16 protein-coding genes are annotated in these 19,829 nt (G+C 55.5%); 11 read left to right on the top strand and 5 right to left on the bottom strand.

What is annotated here, in order from left to right:
- The first annotated feature begins 8 nt into the window (after positions 1-8).
- Together ABLV11_RS12275 and ptsG are read left to right on the top strand one after the other, a co-directional pair.
- A complete protein-coding gene (locus ABLV11_RS12275) occupies positions 9-803 on the top strand; it encodes a metal-dependent hydrolase (RefSeq protein WP_004112178.1) in 795 nt (264 codons plus the stop codon).
- A 297-nt stretch (positions 804-1,100) separates the two neighbouring features.
- On the top strand, positions 1,101-2,534 hold the full coding sequence (gene ptsG / locus ABLV11_RS12270; RefSeq protein WP_004101102.1) for a PTS glucose transporter subunit IIBC: 1,434 nt from the start codon (positions 1,101-1,103) through the stop codon (positions 2,532-2,534).
- 99 nt (positions 2,535-2,633) lie between these two features.
- Here ptsG and fhuE read toward each other — a convergent pair whose 3' ends face one another.
- A complete protein-coding gene (gene fhuE, locus ABLV11_RS12265) occupies positions 2,634-4,817 on the bottom strand; it encodes a ferric-rhodotorulic acid/ferric-coprogen receptor FhuE (protein ID WP_348855333.1) in 2,184 nt (727 codons plus the stop codon).
- A gap of 353 nt (positions 4,818-5,170) precedes the next feature.
- On the opposite strand from fhuE, the gene hinT reads away from it, so the two are divergent.
- From hinT to ABLV11_RS12225, 8 genes are all read left to right on the top strand, one after another.
- Positions 5,171-5,527 carry a purine nucleoside phosphoramidase gene (gene hinT / locus ABLV11_RS12260; protein WP_004112181.1) on the top strand — a complete coding sequence of 119 codons (357 nt, stop codon included), beginning with the start codon at positions 5,171-5,173 and terminating at the stop codon, positions 5,525-5,527.
- Between the two features lie 5 nt (positions 5,528-5,532).
- Complete coding sequence (locus ABLV11_RS12255) at positions 5,533-5,907, top strand: YcfL family protein (RefSeq protein ID WP_014228846.1); 375 nt, start codon at positions 5,533-5,535, stop codon at positions 5,905-5,907.
- A gap of 12 nt (positions 5,908-5,919) precedes the next feature.
- Positions 5,920-6,555, top strand: a complete 636-nt coding sequence (gene lpoB, locus ABLV11_RS12250; protein ID WP_004101106.1) for a penicillin-binding protein activator LpoB — start codon at positions 5,920-5,922, stop codon at positions 6,553-6,555.
- A complete protein-coding gene (thiK, locus tag ABLV11_RS12245) occupies positions 6,536-7,354 on the top strand; it encodes a thiamine kinase (RefSeq protein ID WP_023329505.1) in 819 nt (272 codons plus the stop codon). The genes lpoB and thiK overlap by 20 nt, the downstream gene beginning before the upstream one ends.
- Positions 7,355-7,385: 31 nt before the next feature.
- On the top strand, positions 7,386-8,396 hold the full coding sequence (nagZ, locus tag ABLV11_RS12240) for a beta-N-acetylhexosaminidase (RefSeq protein WP_160887529.1): 1,011 nt from the start codon (positions 7,386-7,388) through the stop codon (positions 8,394-8,396).
- Positions 8,397-8,432: 36 nt separating this feature from the next.
- Positions 8,433-8,975: an alpha/beta hydrolase YcfP gene (gene ycfP, locus ABLV11_RS12235; protein WP_004101110.1), complete on the top strand. Its 543-nt coding sequence runs from the start codon at positions 8,433-8,435 to the stop codon at positions 8,973-8,975.
- 233 nt (positions 8,976-9,208) lie between these two features.
- Positions 9,209-10,513 carry an NAD(P)/FAD-dependent oxidoreductase gene (locus ABLV11_RS12230; protein WP_004101125.1) on the top strand — a complete coding sequence of 435 codons (1,305 nt, stop codon included), beginning with the start codon at positions 9,209-9,211 and terminating at the stop codon, positions 10,511-10,513.
- 229 nt (positions 10,514-10,742) lie between these two features.
- Positions 10,743-11,282 carry a glycine zipper 2TM domain-containing protein gene (locus ABLV11_RS12225; RefSeq protein WP_004101127.1) on the top strand — a complete coding sequence of 180 codons (540 nt, stop codon included), beginning with the start codon at positions 10,743-10,745 and terminating at the stop codon, positions 11,280-11,282.
- A gap of 56 nt (positions 11,283-11,338) precedes the next feature.
- On the opposite strand, the gene ABLV11_RS12220 is transcribed toward ABLV11_RS12225, so the two are convergent.
- Positions 11,339-13,516: a TonB-dependent siderophore receptor gene (locus tag ABLV11_RS12220; protein ID WP_126488928.1), complete on the bottom strand. Its 2,178-nt coding sequence runs from the start codon at positions 13,514-13,516 to the stop codon at positions 11,339-11,341.
- A 367-nt stretch (positions 13,517-13,883) separates the two neighbouring features.
- Complete coding sequence (locus ABLV11_RS12215; protein WP_049592091.1) at positions 13,884-14,519, bottom strand: TetR/AcrR family transcriptional regulator; 636 nt, start codon at positions 14,517-14,519, stop codon at positions 13,884-13,886.
- Between the two features lie 249 nt (positions 14,520-14,768).
- Between ABLV11_RS12215 and bhsA the strand changes: the two genes are divergently transcribed.
- Entirely contained in the window at positions 14,769-15,026 is a 258-nt protein-coding gene (gene bhsA, locus ABLV11_RS12210; protein ID WP_126488929.1) for a multiple stress resistance protein BhsA, read from the top strand.
- 220 nt (positions 15,027-15,246) lie between these two features.
- On the opposite strand, the gene ABLV11_RS12205 is transcribed toward bhsA, so the two are convergent.
- Entirely contained in the window at positions 15,247-16,206 is a 960-nt protein-coding gene (locus tag ABLV11_RS12205; protein WP_064373092.1) for a L,D-transpeptidase family protein, read from the bottom strand.
- Between the two features lie 163 nt (positions 16,207-16,369).
- Entirely contained in the window at positions 16,370-19,816 is a 3,447-nt protein-coding gene (gene mfd, locus ABLV11_RS12200; protein ID WP_126488930.1) for a transcription-repair coupling factor, read from the bottom strand.
- Between the last annotated feature and the right edge of the window lie 13 nt (positions 19,817-19,829).

Below are 19,829 nucleotides of genomic sequence, written 5' to 3'. Positions count from 1 at the left end.
GAGACATTATGTTTTTAGTCGACTCCCATTGCCATCTCGATGGCCTGGATTATCAAACGCTGCATAAAAACGTGGACGATGTGCTGGCTAAAGCCGCCGCCCGCGATGTGAAATTTTGCCTGGCGGTGGCCACAACCCTGCCGGGATATCGCGGTATGCGCGAGCTGGTGGGCCAGCGTAACGACGTCGTTTTCTCCTGCGGCGTGCATCCGTTGAACCAGGATGAAGAGTACGACGTTGAGGCGCTGCGCCAGCTCGCCGCAGAGGATGGCGTGGTGGCGATGGGTGAAACCGGACTGGATTATTTCTACACGCCGGAAACCAAAGCGCGCCAGCAGACGTCGTTTCGCGACCATATCCGGATAGGCCGGGAGCTGAATAAGCCGGTTATCGTGCATACCCGAGATGCGCGCGCCGATACGCTGGAAATTTTACGCGAAGAAAAAGTGACGGATTGCGGTGGCGTACTACACTGTTTCACTGAGGATAGAGAGACAGCGGGTAAGCTGCTGGATATGGGGTTCTACATCTCGTTTTCCGGCATTGTGACGTTCCGTAATGCGGAGCAGCTTCGCGATGCAGCGCGCTATGTACCTCTCGATCGCCTGTTGGTAGAGACCGATTCGCCGTATCTGGCTCCGGTACCGCATCGTGGTAAAGAGAACCAACCGGCATTGGTCAGGGATGTCGCCGAGTATATGGCGGTTCTTAAAGGCGTATCGCTGGAGCAACTGGCACAACAGACCACGGAAAATTTCGCGACGCTTTTTCATATCGACCCCTCCCGGCTGCAACCTCTCTGATATTCCTTATTATTTTAAGGCTCGTAATTAATAGCTAAAGCGAGTAAAGTTCACCGCCACAAATGGGGCGGTGAAGGTTTTTTGGCAACATTCAGACACGACTTATGTAAACCAGTGTAAGTTTTTGGCTCGTGTCTGATTGAAACGTGATAGCCGTCAAACAATCATCCCGGTAATTATTTTACTCTGTGTAATAAATAAAGGGCGCTTAGATGTCCTGTCCACGGCGCGGTTCTCCCCCCGGGCCAATGCGTGAAAGCGTAAAAAAGCACCAAATACTCAGGAGCACTCTCAATTATGTTTAAGAATGCATTTGCTAACCTGCAGAAGGTCGGTAAATCGCTGATGCTGCCGGTATCCGTACTGCCTATCGCAGGTATCCTGCTGGGCGTCGGTTCCGCAAACTTCAGCTGGCTGCCAGCCGTAGTTTCCCACGTCATGGCAGAAGCGGGCGGTTCAGTCTTCGCTAACATGCCGCTGATTTTTGCTATCGGTGTCGCACTTGGCTTCACCAATAACGACGGCGTATCCGCTCTGGCATCGGTCGTCGCTTACGGCATCATGGTGAAAACCATGTCCGTGGTTGCGCCTCTGGTTCTGCATTTACCTGCTGAAGAGATTGCGGCTAAACACCTTGCAGATACCGGCGTACTCGGGGGTATCATCTCGGGTGCCATCGCAGCGTACATGTTCAACCGCTTCTATCGCATCAAGCTGCCTGAGTATCTGGGCTTCTTTGCGGGCAAGCGTTTTGTGCCAATTATCTCCGGTCTGGCAGCGATTTTCACGGGCGTGATCCTGTCCTTTATCTGGCCGCCGATCGGTACTGCCATCCAGACGTTCTCCCAGTGGGCTGCTTACCAGAACCCGGTTGTCGCGTTCGGTATCTACGGCTTCATTGAACGTTGCCTGGTGCCGTTTGGTCTGCACCATATCTGGAACGTACCTTTCCAGATGCAGATTGGCGAATACACCAACGCAGCAGGTCAGGTCTTCCACGGCGATATTCCGCGCTACATGGCAGGCGACCCAACGGCGGGCAAACTGTCCGGCGGCTTCCTGTTCAAAATGTACGGTCTGCCGGCTGCCGCTATCGCTATCTGGCACTCTGCTAAGCCAGAAAACCGCGCGAAAGTGGGCGGTATCATGATCTCCGCAGCGCTGACCTCGTTCCTGACCGGTATCACCGAGCCGATCGAGTTCTCCTTCATGTTCGTTGCGCCGATCCTGTACATTATCCACGCGATTCTGGCGGGCCTGGCCTTCCCGATCTGTATCCTGCTGGGTATGCGTGACGGGACGTCGTTCTCTCACGGCCTGATCGACTTTATCGTTCTCTCCGGCAACAGCAGCAAGCTGTGGCTGTTCCCGATCGTCGGTATCTGCTACGCGATCGTGTACTACGTGGTCTTCCGCGTGCTGATTAAAGCGCTGGATCTGAAAACCCCGGGTCGCGAAGATGCAACCGAAGACAGCAAAGCTGGCGCGACCAGCGAAATGGCTCCGGCACTGATCGCTGCTTTCGGCGGTAAAGAGAACATTACTAACCTTGACGCATGTATCACTCGTCTACGCGTGAGCGTGGCGGATGTGGCGAAAGTTGATCAGGCTGGCCTGAAAAAACTGGGCGCCGCAGGCGTGGTTGTTGCAGGTTCAGGCGTTCAGGCTATTTTCGGTACTAAATCCGATAACCTGAAAACTGAAATGGATGAATACATCCGCAACAGCTAAGTTGTGATATGGGGAGACTAAGGCAGCCAACTGGCTGCCTTTTTTAATGGCCGCAGGCGTTAAAAGCGCGCCCGCGGATTTTGTCACGTTAACCAGAGATCAGAACTGATAGCTGGCGGTAATGCTGAAGTTGCGCGGTTCGCCGTAGACAATTGAGCCATCGATGTTGGTGTCGTAGGTTTTATCGAACAGGTTATTGACGTTACCCTGCAAAGCAAAATTTTTAGTGACCTGGTAGCGAGTGAACAAATCAACCAGCGCGTAGCTGCCCTGTTCCGCACGGAAGGTGCCGTATGGCGTCGCGGTATCTTTATATACCCGGTTCTGCCAGTTAACGCCGCCGCCAACGGTCAGTTCAGGCATTACCGGCAGACGGTAGCTGGTAAACAGTTTGACGCTGGTTCGCGGCAGGTTGGGATTCACCGCATTGCCTTCATTATCTTCAGCGACAAAACGCGTCGCCCCAAAGGTCATCTGCCAGTTATCGGTAATCGCACCGTTGATTTCGAAATCCACCCCTTTGCTCACGGTTCCATCGACGGTTTTATAGGCTGCTTCGCCGTTGCTACCGGGGATTTGCCCGCCGGTCGCCTGGCCGAGATTATCCTGCTCGATGCGGAATATCGCGAGAGTCGTGGTTAATCGGCTGTCCATCCAGTCCGACTTCAGGCCCACTTCATAGTTATTCCCGGTAATCGGCGTCAGATACTTACCCGAGCTATCGCGCTTGTTCTGCGGCTGGAAGACCGAGGTATAGCTGGTGTAGGCCGACCAATTGTCGTTTATGTCGTAAACCAGCCCGGCGTATGGGGTGGTATGATTTTTCTCCATGTTGTAGGTCAGCGTCTCAATGCTCCAGTTGTTATAGCGGACGCCAAGGATCAGATGCAGCGGATCAAGCAGGGAAATACGCGTCGCGGCATACAGCGATTTCATGCGCGTGGTATCGTCCTGCGCCAGACTCTGCGGGCCCCAGCTGGTTTCCGGGAACCCAGCGCTATTGAAGCTGTAGAAGCTGCCAATCTCATTGGGGAAGACGTTTGCCCACGAGCTGAAATAGCGGTTATTTTGCTTGCTGTAGCTGCCGCCTATCATCAGATTATGCTGGCGGCCGAACAGGTCATAGCCGCCGTCGGTGAACAGATCCACGGCGTCGACTTTACGCTTTCCGCTATTCCAGCCGGTACCGCCTATGTAGTCATAGCCCGGACCGTAGCTGCTATAAGGCCCCTCCAGCATCCCGGTCGCTTTATTGACGTAAGCATCCACGTACATCATTTTGCTGTCGAACTTGACCTCGGAGTGAGTGGCGTTCAGCGTTGCCTGCCAGGTATCGGCAAAGCGTTGTTTCAGCGTAACGAAGACTTTATTGATCTCTTTGTCGTTATAGGCCCAGTCTGGAGCGGTGCTGTGGGCGCGATCGTAACGGTTTGTGCTGCCATCGGTATTCCAGCGCGGCAGACCGCCCCATGTCGGGCTATTGACGTTGATACGCTGATACTCGTAGCCGGCGGATAAACTGGTCGACGTCGCGAGATCCGCATCCACAATCCCCGAGAAGAACGTTTTTTCGCTGTTGTAACGATCGAGCCATGAGTCATTATTTTGATAACCAGCGATAATGCGCGCCCGCACGTTGCCATCTTCGGTTAGCGGACTTTGCATATCGGCAACGTAGCGCTGCTTGTTCCAGCTGCCGTACTCCGCAGAGACATTTCCCTTGAACTCGCGGCTGGTCGCATGCTTACGGATCATATTGATCGACGCGGCAGGATTACCGGTGCCGGTCAGTAGACCATTCGCGCCGCGGACGACCTCCACCCGTTCGAAAAGGGCCATATCGGAAAGCGCGTCGCCCAGATTCCAGCGGGATTCAAACCAGGTCGGAATGCCATCGACCATATAGTTATCGATCTCAAAACCACGAGAGTAGTAGCTGGTGCGGTCAGAATCTGCCTGGCTGCTGCTGATCCCCATGGTGTGCTCCATCACATCACCCAGCGTTTGCAACTGCTGATCGCGCATCCGTTGTTCGGTGATGATACTGACCGATTGCGGGATATCGCGCTGGGCCATCTCCATTTTTGTCCCTGCGGAGGTGGTTTTGACGCTGTAATCCTGTTCTTGCGTATCCGAAGCGCTATCTGCGGAACCTTCTACAATAATAGTGTCTTCGGAGTGACCGGCAGCCTGGCTAAGGTTTGGGGAGAGCGCCAGCGCTATGCCCATCGCAAGCAGGGATGGAGCGTTACGCCCATCCCGGGAATGAGTGGAGAGAGACATCATAAGCCCTTGATCATGAGATAATTGTTATTCGCTACGGCTCTCTGGCCGCGGTCGATCGTAAGCGCACTGCATTCATTTTGAATACAAATGAGAAATATACGCATTAATATTTAAACTGTAAATAAGGGTAAGGATGAAGGTCATAAAGGCGTTATTTATGACGTTGCATCGTTTTCAGGTAATAAACGATTAATCCGTCGGCAGCCAGGCGCTTTGTGGCGTAAGAAAAAACGCATTCAGGTTGAAAGAGGGGGAGTAACTCGCTCATACTCTTAGAGGAATTCCGTGCGTCCGCGTTTACCTGCAGGGGCAGGCCAGTGCACGGTATAAAAATGATTAAGGAATCAGTCATGGCAGAAGAAACGATTTTCAGCAAAATCATTCGCCGGGAGATCCCGTCGGATGTGGTTTATCAGGATGAGCTCGTTACCGCTTTTCGCGATATCTCTCCGCAGGCGCCGACCCATATTCTGATCGTTCCCAATATCCTGATTCCCACCGTCAATGATGTGACCGCAGAGCATGAGCTGGCTCTGGGGCGCATGATGACCGTAGCGGCGAAAATCGCCCGCGATGAGGGGCTCGCCGACGATGGCTATCGCCTGATCGTTAACTGCAATCGCCACGGCGGCCAGGAGGTCTATCATATCCATATGCACCTGCTGGGCGGCCGTCCGTTAGGCCCGATGCTGGCTCATAAAGGTTAAACTCCATGCGTGCAGCCCATTTCGGCGCATTACTGGCCGTGACATTACTGGCCGGGTGCAGTTCGCATCCGGAAATACCGGTCAGCGATCAGCAAAGTCTGGTGATGGAATCAAACGTACTGGCAGCAGGAATTAGCGCTGAAGTACCAACGGTAACCGCATCCGAGATTCAGGCGACGGCAACCACCAGATTGTTCAATGAACGCCAGGTTCCGGTAACCGTGCATTATCGCTTTTTCTGGTATGACGCCAGGGGACTGGAAATGCATCCGCTGGAGTCTGCACGCAGCATAACGGTTCCTGCGCACTCTTCCGTTACGCTTTATGGCAGCGCCAATATTCTGGGGGCGCACAAGGCCCGACTTTATCTTTATCTGTAAGAGGTAATCGTAATGATTAAACTATGTCGCTATGCATTAGTTACCGCACTGGCGATATTCCTTGCCGGATGCGTGGGTCAACGTCAGGAACCCGCTCCCGTTGAGGAAGCGCAGCCGAAGCCGCAGCAGCCTGTTCAGCCGCAGCCGACTGTGCCGACTATTCCCGTGATACCGACCCAGCCGGGTCCGATTGAACACGGCGAGCAGCCTGCGCAGCCGGCGCCGCGCGTGCGTCATTTTGACTGGCACTCCGCGGTGCAGCCGATGATTGGTCAGATGCTGCAGGCCAGCGGCGTAAATGCGGGCAGCATTTTGCTGGTCGACAGCGTCAACAACCGCACTAACGGCACGTTGAATGCGGGTGAGGCCACCACGGCGCTGCGTAATGCGCTTGAGGGTAACGGAAAATTCACCCTGGTTTCCCAGCAGCAGCTGGGCGTGGCCAAACAGCAGCTTGGCCTGTCGCCACAGGATAGCCTTGGTAGTCGCAGCAAAGCGATGGGCATTGCGCGCACCGTTGGCGCACAGTATGTGCTCTATTCCAACGCAACCGGCAACGTCAATTCACCTGAGCTGAAAATGCAGCTGATGCTGGTACAAACCGGCGAAATTATCTGGTCAGGTAAAGGTGCTGTTCAGCAACAATAAGCTCACGCGCGACGAAGTGCTGTCGCGCTTTTTCCCCCGCTATACGCCTGTCGCCGCGCTGTCCGAAACCGGGCTGAGCGGCGGCAGCTGTATTCTCAGCGATGGCCGGCGAAAGCGGGTGCTGCGCCAGCCGCACGACCCGCATGCGCCGTCCTGCGACTTCCGCCGCCAGTACCGTGTGCTGTCCCGCCTTCCCAATACCTTAGCGCCTGCGCCGGTTTTTTATTCTCCCGCATGGATGGTGGTGGAATATTGCTCTGGCGACGTGGTCAACGCATTACCGGAGTGTCCGGCGCTCGCAGGGTTGCTGTATCATCTGCACCGGCAGCCACGCTTTGGCTGGCGTATCGCGCTGCGGCCGCTGCTTGAGCGTTACTGGCAGCAGTGCAGTCCTGCGCGCCGTACACCGCTGTGGCTACGGTGGCATAAGCGGCTGCTTCGCCGGGGCGAACCGCAGCCGTTACGTCTGGCGCCCTTACATATGGATGTCCATGCGGGCAACATTGTTCGCGGCGAGGCGGGACTGCGGCTGATTGACTGGGAATATGCGGGCGATGGCGATATCGCGCTGGAACTGGCGGCGGTGTGGATCGACCCCGTTGCGCATCGCCAGCTTACCGCAGAGTATGCGCGACAGGCGCACATTGATGAGCTTCAGCTCTGGCGGCAAATTCAGCGCTGGCGCCCTTGGGTGCGGCTGCTGATGGCGGGCTGGTATGAACGACGCTGGCAGCAAACCGGCGACCGGCAGTTTATCACGCTGGCCGATGAGATATGGCGTCAGTTAGACAAAAAATAAAAGGATAAGAGAGGTGGCTGTGGGCCCGGTAATGTTGGATGTCGAAGGTTTTGAACTGGATGCGGAAGAGCGTGAGATTCTGGCGCATCCTTTGGTTGGCGGGCTGATCCTGTTTACCCGCAACTATCACGATCCGGCGCAGCTGCGTGAGCTGGTTCGCCAGATCCGCGAGGCTTCGCGCAACCATCTGGTGGTGGCGGTCGATCAAGAAGGCGGTCGCGTGCAGCGTTTCCGCGAGGGCTTTACCCGTCTTCCTGCAGCGCAATCTTTCGCCGCCCTGCTAGGCATGGAAGAGGGCGGCCGGCTGGCCGCAGAAGCCGGTTGGCTGATGGCCAGCGAAATGATCGCTATGGATATTGATATCAGCTTTGCGCCGGTGCTGGATGTCGGACATATCAGCGCCGCTATTGGCGAGCGTTCTTATCATCAGGACCCCAACAAGGCGCTGGCGATAGCTCGCCATTTCATCGACGGCATGCACGGCGCGGGTATGAAAACCACCGGCAAGCACTTCCCGGGGCATGGGGCGGTGACGGCAGACTCTCACAAAGAGACGCCGCGCGATCCGCGTGCGGAAGCGGAAATTCGCGCGAAAGATATGGCCGTGTTCCGCACGCTGATCGGCGAGCAGCGTCTGGATGCCATTATGCCCGCCCACGTTATTTACAGCGACGTTGACCCCCGTCCCGCCAGCGGCTCCGCGCACTGGCTGAAAACGGTCCTGCGCGGCGAGCTGGGATTTGACGGCGTAATATTCTCTGACGATCTGTCAATGGAAGGCGCGGCGATTATGGGCAGCTATGCCGAACGCGGCCAGGCGTCCCTGGATGCGGGTTGCGATATGATCCTTGTCTGCAATAATCGTAAGGGTGCGGTCAGCGTGCTGGATAACCTGTCGCCGATCAAAGCAGAGCGTGTTACGAAATTGTATCATAAAGGTTCCATTAGCCGTCAGGCGTTAAGGGATTCCGCCCGCTGGAAGACAATAAGCGCGCAGCTGGAGCAGCTTCACGCGCGCTGGCAAGAGGCGAAGTCCGCGTAATATACCTGAAAGGCGTTGTTGTCTGGTGAGGATGCGATGATTATCTATTTACATGGTTTTGACTCAAACAGCCCCGGTAACCATGAGAAGGTGCTACAGCTTCAGTTTATTGACCCCGATGTCCGGTTGATTAGCTACAGCACGCGGCATCCTAAACATGATATGCAGCATTTGTTAAAAGAAGTCGATAAAATGCTGCAGCTAAGCGCCGACGATCGACCCCTCATTTGCGGCGTGGGTCTCGGTGGTTTCTGGGCGGAGAGAATTGGCTTTCTTTGCGATATTCGCCAGGCCGTTTTCAACCCCAACCTGTTTCCTGATGAAAACATGGAAGGCAAGATTGACCGGCCGGAAGAGTATGCGGATATCGCCACCAAGTGCGTGAATAATTTCCGTGAAAAAAACCGCGACCGCTGCCTGGTGGTGCTGTCACGACAGGATGAAGCGCTGGATAGCCAGCGTTCTGCGGACCTGCTGCACCACTACTATGAGATCATCTGGGATGAAGAACAGACCCACAAGTTTAAAAATATCTCCCCGCATCTCCAGCGAATAAAAGCCTTCAAAACCCTCGGCTGATCGCTCCCGGCCCGCAATGTGAAAACAATGCGGGCTTTTTTTATCCATATCTGCGATTGCGCGCTCAAAAAATATGCAGTAAAACTTGATGCATATCAATTTTGGTATGACCAATGCACCGTTCATGTTATTCTCGATCTCGCTGAATGGTTTCAATGCCGTAACCTTTTGTTAATTAAAGGCTATATCAATAACTTTTAATTAACAATTGGTTAATAATTTTAGGGGGTCGCGTGACTACACCATTGAAAAAAATAGTGATTGTGGGTGGTGGTGCCGGTGGGCTGGAACTGGCTACCCAGCTGGGTAAAAAGCTGGGCCGCAATAAGAAAGCCAAAATTACGCTGGTCGATCGTAACCACAGCCACCTGTGGAAACCGCTGCTACATGAAGTAGCGACTGGTTCACTTGATGAAGGTGTAGACGCGCTGAGCTACCTGGCCCACGCCCGTAACCACGGCTTCCAGTTCCAGCTGGGGTCAGTGGTAGATATTAACCGCGAGACCAAAACGATCGCCCTTGCTGAACTGCGTAACGAAAAGGGTGAGCTGCTGGTACCTGAGCGTAAGCTGCCTTACGACACGCTGGTGATGGCGCTGGGAAGTACCTCTAACGACTTCAATACGCCAGGGGTTAAAGAAAACTGCATTTTCCTCGACAACCCGCATCAGGCGCGTCGTTTCCATCAGGAAATGCTGGATCTGTTCCTCAAGTACTCGGCGAATCTTGGGGCGGACGGTAAGGTGAATATCGCCATCGTAGGCGGCGGCGCAACCGGCGTTGAGCTGTCGGCCGAGCTGCATAACGCGGTGAAGCAGCTGCACAGCTACGGCTATAAAGGTCTGACTAACGAAGCTCTGAACGTGACGCTGGTTGAAGCCGGCGAGCGTATTCTGCCGGCACTGCCGCCACGTATCTCCGGCGCGGCGCACAACGAGCTGACCAAGCTGGGCGTTCGCGTTTTGACCAAAACCATGGTCACCAGCGCCGATGCTAACGGTCTGCACACGAAAGAAGGCGAATTTATTAACGCGGATCTGATGGTCTGGGCGGCCGGCATTAAAGCGCCTGACTTCATGAAAGAGATTGGCGGCCTGGAAACCAACCGCATTAACCAGCTGGTGGTTGAGCCGACGCTGCAAACCACTCGCGACGAGGATATCTACGCCATTGGCGACTGTGCCTCCTGCGCCCGTCCTGAAGGCGGTTTTGTCCCACCGCGCGCTCAGGCTGCGCACCAGATGGCGACCTGCGCTCTGCACAACATTCTGGCGCAGATGAAAGGTAAACCCCTTAAAGCCTACACCTATAAGGATCACGGTTCGCTGGTGTCGCTCTCCAACTATTCCACCGTGGGCAGCCTGATGGGCAACCTGATGCGCGGCTCAATGATGATCGAAGGGCGCATTGCGCGTTTCGTCTATATCTCTCTGTATCGTATGCACCAGATTGCGCTGCACGGTTACTTCAAAACCGGCCTGATGATGCTGGTAGGGCGTATCAACCGTATTATTCGCCCGCGTCTGAAGCTGCATTAATGTTGTTCGGGCGGCAGAGCTAAAAGGTGCTGTCGCCCGGATCCCTCCGCTAAGCTTTCCCCCGGAAATATCCAGAATATCCTCCTGTCTTTTCCGTAAAACCCCCTCAGATTTCTCCGAATCACCTTGATTTGCCGTACGTTCACGCACTTTTCATCCGCTTTCTTATTTGCAAGGCTTATGGCTGAGCGGCAAACTTAGCGGTAATAGCAACAAAGGAGGATGTCCCGTGAATAAATCTATGTTGGCGGGTATAGGGATTGGCGTGGCTGCCGCGCTGGGCGTTGCAGCCGTTGCCGGTCTTAACGTGTTAGATCGCGGACCGCAGTATGCGCAGGTGGTGTCCAGTACGCCGATAAAAGAGAGCATTAAAACCCCGCGTAAAGAGTGCCGAAACGTCACCGTTACTCATCGTCGCCCGGTGCAGGATGAAAACCGTATTGCCGGTTCAGTCTTAGGCGCAGTGGCTGGCGGGGTGATTGGTCATCAGTTCGGCGGCGGCCGCGGCCGCGACGTTGCCACCGTCGTGGGCGCGCTGGGCGGCGGCTATGCTGGTAACCAGATTCAGGGCTCAATGCAGGAAGGGGACACCTACACAACCACGCAGCAGCGCTGTAAAACGGTGTATGACAAATCGGAAAAAATGCTCGGCTATGACGTCACTTACAAAATCGGCGACCAGCAGGGCAAAATCCGTATGGATCGCGACCCCGGCGCGCAAATCCCGCTGGACAGCAATGGTCAACTGATTCTGACTAACAAAGCGTAAAAAAGATGTTTATCTCTATTAGCCCCTCAGTCGCTCAGGCCGAGGGGCTTTTTTTATCAGAAGCTCAGTGCATAGTTCAGGCCAAAGGTACGGCCGCGACCTTTATATTCGTACAGAGAGCTGCTGCCGTAGGTTGGGCTGTAGAGCAGCGGCGCGCGCTGGCCCCAGACGGTGACATAATCTTCATTAAGCAGGTTCTCGATACTGAAGGTCAGTTTGCCAAGAGGTAGCGCGTAGCTGCCGATAAAGTCCACGGTATTATAACCATCAAGCTTATTGCCGCTGGCATCGCTGAGATCGAATACCTGTTGGCTCTGTACCCGCAGCGACCACGGTTCGGGCGCCCAGCCAACCCAGGCGGTGGCTTTTGACGGCGAGGCGAGCGTCACGTCCCACTTCTGCCAGCTACCGTCACTCTTCACCTGAGATTTCAGCACGTTAAAGTTAGCTCCGGCGCTCCAGTCGCTATTCGGGAAGAAGTAATCTACGGCCCCTTCAAGGCCGTAAATACGGCGTTTATCGGACTGCACGTCGATGGTCATGTCGGTACGGTTAACGACAATCGTCTTATCGGAGGTCGAATAGTATGCCGCCAGCTGGGTGCGCAGGTTATCACCGGTATAGCGCCAGCCCAGTTCGTAAGAGTTGACTTTGATCCCCTGCAGCGGCGAGTCGCCGACGTTAACGCTGGAGAGAAGCGGGAGATGGCCGTTGACCGCCGCGCCGTACTTGCCGATGCCGTAGTATTTCCCCGGGTCCGGTAGCTCAACGCCCTGAGAGAAGTTAAACCAGGTTTGCTGGCGGTCGGTGAGATGAGCAACGATCCCGGCGTTAAACAGGAAGTTATCGTAATCGGTTTTTCCGCCCGGAATGGCATCCGCCGAGCTGACCTTACCGCCGGCGACATCCTGCTGCTGGGCATAGCCAACAAAGTCATCGACCCGGTTTTCCGTCCACTGGTAACGTACGCCGCTGCTGAGGGTGAAAATATCGTTCAGATCGTAGCTGGACTGCAGGAACGGCGCCAGGTTGGTAATGCTGTAGCCGGGATAACGGCCAGTGGTATAGATTGCCTGGTTATTCAGGCCCCCGGAAGACATTGATCGATTCAGATCGAAGAACATCTGATTGGCGTTGAACGTTTCGTGGTCCGCATCCAGCCCCCAGGTCAGGTCCCATCCGTCCAGCGGCTGGCTGTTAAGGGTGACTTTCGCCCCGTATTGATCGGTATCCTGTTTTGAGGATGAGAAGCTGCTAACCTGGCCTTTGCTCAGCGTAGGGAAGGGATAAAAGGTCAGGGACTCATCGCGATAATAAACCTGACTGACGAGGTTCTGGCCAAGGAAATCGGCATCGGAATATTGCAGGCTAATGAGGTGACGCTCGGTGCCGGGTACGCGGTCCGAGTTCAGACCATCGGTGGTAAAGGCCTTGCCGTCGCCGGTCACCGCCGACATGTTTTTCCCCAGGTACAGGCCATAATCGTCGCCCTGGCTTTTATAATACTGCGTAACCAGCTGCAGCTGACGGTTATCGTCAATTTCAATGGTTCCCGTCCCCATGACGTCGAGGCGATCGGAATGCTGCAGGCCGGTCTGGGTATTATCCAGGATTAGCGCATCGTGGTTACCGTCATACCAGCCGCCGAAGCGCTGATAAGCGACCGACAAACGACCGGAAGCGTGGTCGGTACCGCCGCTGACCGCTGCCGCCACGCGTTCATCGCGATCGTTGCTATTAGCAAAGCCGGATTTGCCTCCCAGTTCCAGATCGACCTGACGCTCTTGTTGTCCCTTTTTGGTGACGATATTGATAAGACCACCGGTACTGCCGCCGCCGTAGAGCGAGGTGGCGCCGGAGATCACCTCGATATGTTCAATGTTAAATGGATCGATTGAATCCAGCTGGCGACTGTCGGTACGGGAGGAGTTAAGGCGAACGCCATCGATCAGGACGACGATCGCGCGGCCGCGCATGTTCATACCGTAGTTGGTGCGTCCCTGGCTGCTGACGTCGATGCCAGGGATCAGCTGCGCAAGCACGTCTTTAAATTCTTTACCGCCCTGTACCTGCTGTTCAATCTCCTGGCCTTCAATGACCCAGGTGGTCTGCGCCATTTCAGCGACGGTGCGATGCGTTCGGTTAGCGCTGACGATCATATTGTCATCAGCGGCCCAGGCGGGCAGGGCGGTTGCCAGCAGCAGTGGGTTGAGTACCCAGAGACGCTTGTTCATGCTCATTCCTTTTATGAGTTTATGCCCGTCATTCTTCAAGTCGCAGGTGTTGGCTTTGGATTACTCGGCCCATCCATGGCGCTGGCCCCTACGGGGCCAGCACTAGCGCAGTTCAAGGCACGAGTACCTTGTCCTGCAACTCGAATTAGTTAGGGCTAACGATATCGTTGTTTTAATTTTCCGGTACGGGTGCACCGGTTGTTACAGGGTGAAATAAACAGAAATGTTTAAGGCTGAATTCTGCCCGTATTGATTATTGTTATCAATATCATTCTCGAGAAAAAAAGAAATAAACGACTGAAAACATGACGTAATGTGTGGGTAAGGCGGGGTGAAACCGGTGGTGCGCCCACCGGTAAAGGAGAAATTAGCGCTGAAGAACCTGGGGCCACAACCGCAGCGTGGTTTCGGCAATTTGCATGATTTTAGTGAAATCGGCGCCTTCGCGGGCGCTGATGGACATCCCCTGCAGTATACAGTTCAGGAACTGCGCCAGCTGATGAACATCGCCGTCTGGCGGCAGTTCGCCGCGCAACTGCCGCTGCTGGAGAAAATGAGTGAGCGTCTGTTCCTGCATCGCGTGCCGTGACTTCACGGTAGTGGCGATATCGGTTGAGGAGGCCGCCAGCGCTGCAGAGGTATTGATCATAAAACAGCCTGCCGGCGTCTCTTTGCTGGTGAAGCAGGTCGCGACGGCGGTGAAATAATCGCGCAAGGCCCGATCGACGGTTTTCTCGTCGTCAAACAAAAGCGCCTCATGCCTGGCGGCAAAACGCGAGATGTAGCGATCCAGCACCGCCCGAAACAACCCCTCTTTATTCACGAATTCGGCGTAAAGCGTTGGCGCTTTTGCGCCCGTCGCCTCGACCAGATCGGCGAGAGAGGTGGCTTCATAGCCGTGCTGCCAGAAGAGTGTCATGGCCTTATCCAGCGCCGCTTCCCTGTCGAACACTTTAGGTCGGCCACGGCTTTTTTTCGTGCAACTTTGAACGTCAGTTGTCATGGTGCCGCTGTACCTGTGTTGGTGTGTTGAAGAAGCATTATAAAAATAAAGCTGACGGGCTGCCAGCGATGCAGGCCTAAAAATAAATAATTCATATATGTATGAATTTTAAGCTGTTTGTAAATAGTTAAACGAACGTTATAAAAATAGTTTGACGTGTGATGTGGATCACATTATTATTTACCTATCGATCGTTAAGTAAATGCGTTCGTCCCTACAAAAATATTCATCTGCACAGGTTTAATAATCATGAAAAATGTTAAAACATTAGCCATCGCCACTGTTCTCAGCTCGCTCTCTTTCGCCAGCTTTGCCGCTGTTGAAGTTCAATCCACTCCGGCAGGCCAGCATAAAATCGGTACCGTTTCCGCCTCTGCTGGTACCAACCTGGGTTCTCTGGAAGATCAGCTGGCGCAAAAAGCGGAAGAGATGGGTGCAACCTCTTACCGTATCACTTCAGTAACCGGTCCAAATACCCTTCACGGAACCGCGGTTATCTATAAATAATTTAGCACCACCCCTGTTTTGCCACTGACCACGCGCGGTTCTGACCCCCTTCAGTTGACCGCGCGAAGTAAGAAGTAAGTTATTCCCTGCTGAGACGCGGCGCCCACCCCTTTATGGCGCCGCGAAACGCAGTAAAGCTGTACTCTGTTTGATTATTGCCATAAAAAAACCGCCTTAGTGTGAACTGAAGGCGGTTTTTTTACGTCCGTTAGCGGATGAACTATAGCGACTGTTCGCTGGCCCGAGGGTGACGGGTCACATCAACCGGCATACCGGAGCGCAGCATCATTGCACGTTCCATCACTTCGGTATCGGTCAACTGCGCCTGTTTGAAAGCCTGCATGCTGTCAGTGAGCGTAATCGGCAGGGTCTGCGGATCGTCGTCAATATGCTTTGACAGCGGCTGGTGCACTTCTACCAGACGGGTACCGTTCGGCTCAACGGATACCTTAATAGGCGTATTGATTATCGTCACTCGGGTGCCCGGGCTAATTTCATTGTACAACGCTTTGATATCATCATCGCGCAGACGAATACAGCCGGAGCTTACGCGCATGCCGATACCGAAATCGGCGTTGGTGCCGTGTAGCAGGTAGACGCCGCCGTACGCTGCCAGACGAATGGCGTGGTGGCCCATCGGATTATCCGGCCCGGCGGGCATAACGGCAGGCAAGTCAATGCCCATCGCCTTATAGCGGGCGCGAATATTGGCCGTAGGCGTCCAGGTTGGGTTGGCGCGTTTGTCGGATACGGTGGTGACCATCGTTGGGGTGATGGTATCACCGCCGAGCTGGCCGATGCCGATAGGGTACACGGTCACTTCATTTTTGCCCGGCGGATAGTAATAGAGACGAAGTTCGGCCAGGTTAAGGACTAACCCTTCCCGCGTCGCGTCGGGCAGCAGAGTTTGCAGCGGGATGGTCAGTACGCTACCGGCTCGCGGAACGTAAGGATCCACGCCGGGGTTCGCCTGAAGCAGGGCCAGAAAACCGACGTTGTACTTCTTAGCGATCGCTTCCAGCGAGCCGCCATTATTCTCGACCACGTGGAACTGGTTCTGCCCGACCAGACGGCTGCCCGGAGGCGGCAGGGGCCAGGTATTGGCGCGAGCGGGCAGCGCCAGCGCGGTGGCGATAGCCATCATCCCCAGCCAGAAAGAAAGTCGCGAAAAGCTCTTCATCACCTTAATTCCATATTAAGTAAGTGGTTATTTTTATACGAAAAGTCCCTGAGATTATGGTCGAACGAGTGTGTGGAAGTGCAGAGGGATTGCAAAATGTTTGTAAATTTTGCCGAATATGAGGGGGCCGGGATACGACGCGCGGATCGTATCCCGGGCACCGTTAAGCGGTGGCGTTCTCTTCCAGCTGAAGCATAAACTGGCGCACCCAGTCCATCCGCGTTTTACGCTCGGCGAGGTCCTGCGTAAATTTGAGGCGCGTCGGGCCATCCAGTCGATAGTGCTGCGGCTGCTTCTGCAGCAGGCCAATCAGCCACATCGGATTAACGTTATTCTTCTCGTTAAACTCAATGGTGCCGCCTTTTTCGTTGCTCTCAAGCTTGCGGATCCCCAGCTTCTGCGCCTGCTGGCGCAGCCGGGCGATATCGAGCAGATTGCGGGCCGGATCCGGCAGCAGGCCAAAACGATCGATAAGTTCGACTTTGATCTCCTCCAGCTCATTCTCACTCTTCGCGCTGGCAATGCGTTTGTAGAACGACAGGCGAGTATTCACATCCGGGATAAAGTCGTCCGGCAGCAGCGACGGCATCCGTAGCTCAACTTCGGTTTGCTGGCTGGTGAGATCTTCCAGCGAGGGCTCGCGCCCGGCCTTCAGCGCGTCAACGGCGTTTTCCAGTAGCTCCATATAGAGGGAGAAGCCGATGGTTTCCATAGAACCGCTCTGATCTTCGCCCAGCAGCTCGCCCGCGCCGCGAATTTCGAGGTCATGGGTCGCCAGCGCAAAGCCAGCGCCGAGATCTTCCAGCGATGCAATAGCCTCAAGGCGTTTTTGCGCATCGGGAGTCATCGCTTTCGGATGCGGCGTCAGCAGCCAGGCATAGGCCTGATGGTGCGACCGGCCAACGCGTCCGCGTAGCTGATGCAACTGGGCCAGGCCGAAGTGATCGGCACGCTCGATAATAATGGTGTTCGCCGTGGGTATGTCGATCCCGGTTTCGATAATGGTGGTACAGACCAGCACGTTAAAACGCTGGTGATGGAAATCGTTCATCACCCGCTCGAGCTCGCGCTCGCGCATCTGTCCATGACCGATGGTAATGCGCGCTTCCGGCACCAGCTCCGCCAGCCTCTCGGCGGCTTTCTGGATGTTTTCCACGTCATTATAGAGGTAGTAAACCTGGCCGCCGCGCAGCACCTCACGCAGGATCGCCTCGCGTACCACCAGCGCGTCATATTCGCGAACGAAGGTTTTGACCGCCAGACGGCGGGCGGGCGGCGTGGCGATGATCGAAAGATCGCGCATACCGCTCATCGCCATATTCAGCGTGCGCGGAATAGGCGTCGCGGTCAGGGTCAGGATATCGACGTCGGCGCGCATTGCCTTGATGCGCTCTTTGTGACGCACGCCAAAGCGGTGCTCTTCATCAACAATCAGGAGACCGAGATCGCGCAGCTTAACATCCGGCTGCAGCAGTTTATGGGTGCCGATAAGAATATCGATTTTTCCTTCCGCGACTTGCTCAAGGATCTGCGCCTGCTCTTTGGCGCTGCGAAAGCGCGAAAGCATCTCAATACGCACCGGCCAGTTAGCAAAGCGATCGCGGAAGTTATCGAAGTGCTGCTGGGCGAGCAGGGTGGTTGGCACCAGCACCGCCACCTGCTTATGGTTTTCGACCGCCAGGAAAGCGGCGCGCATCGCCACTTCCGTTTTGCCGAAGCCAACATCGCCGCACACCAGACGGTCCATCGCCAGAGGCTGGCACATATCGCTCAGGACGGCGTTAATAGCCTGCGCCTGGTCGGGCGTGGTCTCGAACGGGAAGCTGTCGCAAAACAGCTGATACTGCTGTTTATCATGTTTAAACGCATAGCCGGCTTTCGCCGCGCGCTGGGCATAGATATCCAGCAGCTCGGCGGCCACGTCGCGCACTTTCTCGGCCGCTTTCTGCCGCGCTCGCGCCCAGACGTCGCCGCCCAGTTTATGCAGCGGCGCATTCTCTTCCGCCCCGCCCGCATAGCGGCTAATCAGATGCAGTGAGGACACCGGGACGTACAGTTTGGCGTCGTTGGCGTAGGTCAGCATCAGGTATTCGCCATTAATGCCGCCCGCTTCAAGGGTCGTCATTCCGGCATAGCGTCCAACTCCATGCTCCAGATGCACCACCGGCTGACCGATATGCAGCTCCGCCAGGTTACGAATCAACGTATCCGGATTGATGGTGCGGCGTGAATCCTGACGACGGCGGGCAACGCGCTCGCCCAGCAGGTCGCTTTCGCAAATTAGCGCCAGGTTGCGCTGGCTATCAATAAAGCCATGCTCGGCGGCGCCGATCATCAGATAGCGGCCGTTAGCCGTAGCCTCTTCAAGACGCAAAATATGCTTTGGCGCGATCTTGATGCGGGCCAGCATTTCACCGAGTGCTTCGCGGCGTCCCTCGCTCTCAACCGAGAAAATCACCGGCCCGCTAAAGGATTCGAGGAATCGGCGCAGGTTATCCAGCGGCGCTTTGTTCTGCGCCTGAATCGCCAGCTCGGGTAATTTTTGATAGCCGAGATTGGTATTAGCGGCCTTCTCCGCCAGGCGTTCGGTTTTGAGCTGCACGCGCGGCCATTTTTTCAGCTCGCTGAACAGTTCATCGCTGCGCAACCACAGCTGCTCCGGCGGCAAAAGCGGACGCATCGGATCAACGCCGCGATTTTCAAAGCGAGCGCGGGTTTCATTCTGGAAGCGTTCGGCGCTGGCTTCGAGATCGCCGGTGTTGACGATCAGCGTTTTCGCCGGGAAATAGCTGAACAGCGGCGGCAGCGGTTCGTTAAAGAACAGCGGCTGCCAGTATTCGATCCCCGCAGGCAGCGTGCCTTTACTGACCTGCTGATAAACATGCTCGGCGTCGCGCTTAACCTCGAAGCGGTCGCGCCACTGGCTGCGAAACAGCTCGATAGCGGCCTGGTCGGTCGGAAATTCGTGCGCCGGAAGCAGGTTGATACTGGCGACTTCCTCCAGCGTTCGCTGGCTGTCGACGTCGAACAGACGCAGGCTATCGATCTCATCATCAAAAAAATCGAGACGGTAGGGCTGCTCGCTGCCCATCGGGAACAGATCAAGCAATGCGCCGCGCGTGGCGTACTCGCCGTGCTCCATGACCTGATCGACGTGACGATAGCCGGCGCTATCCAGCTGCGAGCGCAGCGCATCCCGCGACAGCCGCTGGCCTTTTTTCATCACCAGCGCGTGGCCGTGGAGGAAATTATGCGGACAGACGCGCTGCATGAGAGTGCTGACCGGGACGATCAGCACGCCGCGTTCCATGGTCGGGAGCTGGTACAGGGTGGCGAGACGTGAAGAGATAATATCCTGGTGCGGAGAGAAGCTATCGTAGGGGAGCGTTTCCCAGTCCGCCAGGCCTGCTACCATGCTGTCGGTAAACTGCCTGATTTCATCATTCAGACGCAGGGCGTTCTGCATATCGGGGGCTATCAGTACCACCGGGCCGCTGTGGCGCTCGGCCATTTCAGCCACCAGAGTGGCGCAGGCCGCGCCGGTCAGTTCGCCAAGCTGGCGCTGATCGCCGGCTTTAACCGGCAGAGAGTATCGGTATTGTTCAGGCATAGACGGTATCATG

Origin of the sequence: Klebsiella sp. GW_Kp181, from assembly GCF_040062315.1 — a bacterium.
Lineage (GTDB): Bacteria > Pseudomonadota > Gammaproteobacteria > Enterobacterales > Enterobacteriaceae > Klebsiella > Klebsiella oxytoca.
This window is presented reverse-complemented; position numbering and strand designations above follow the sequence as displayed.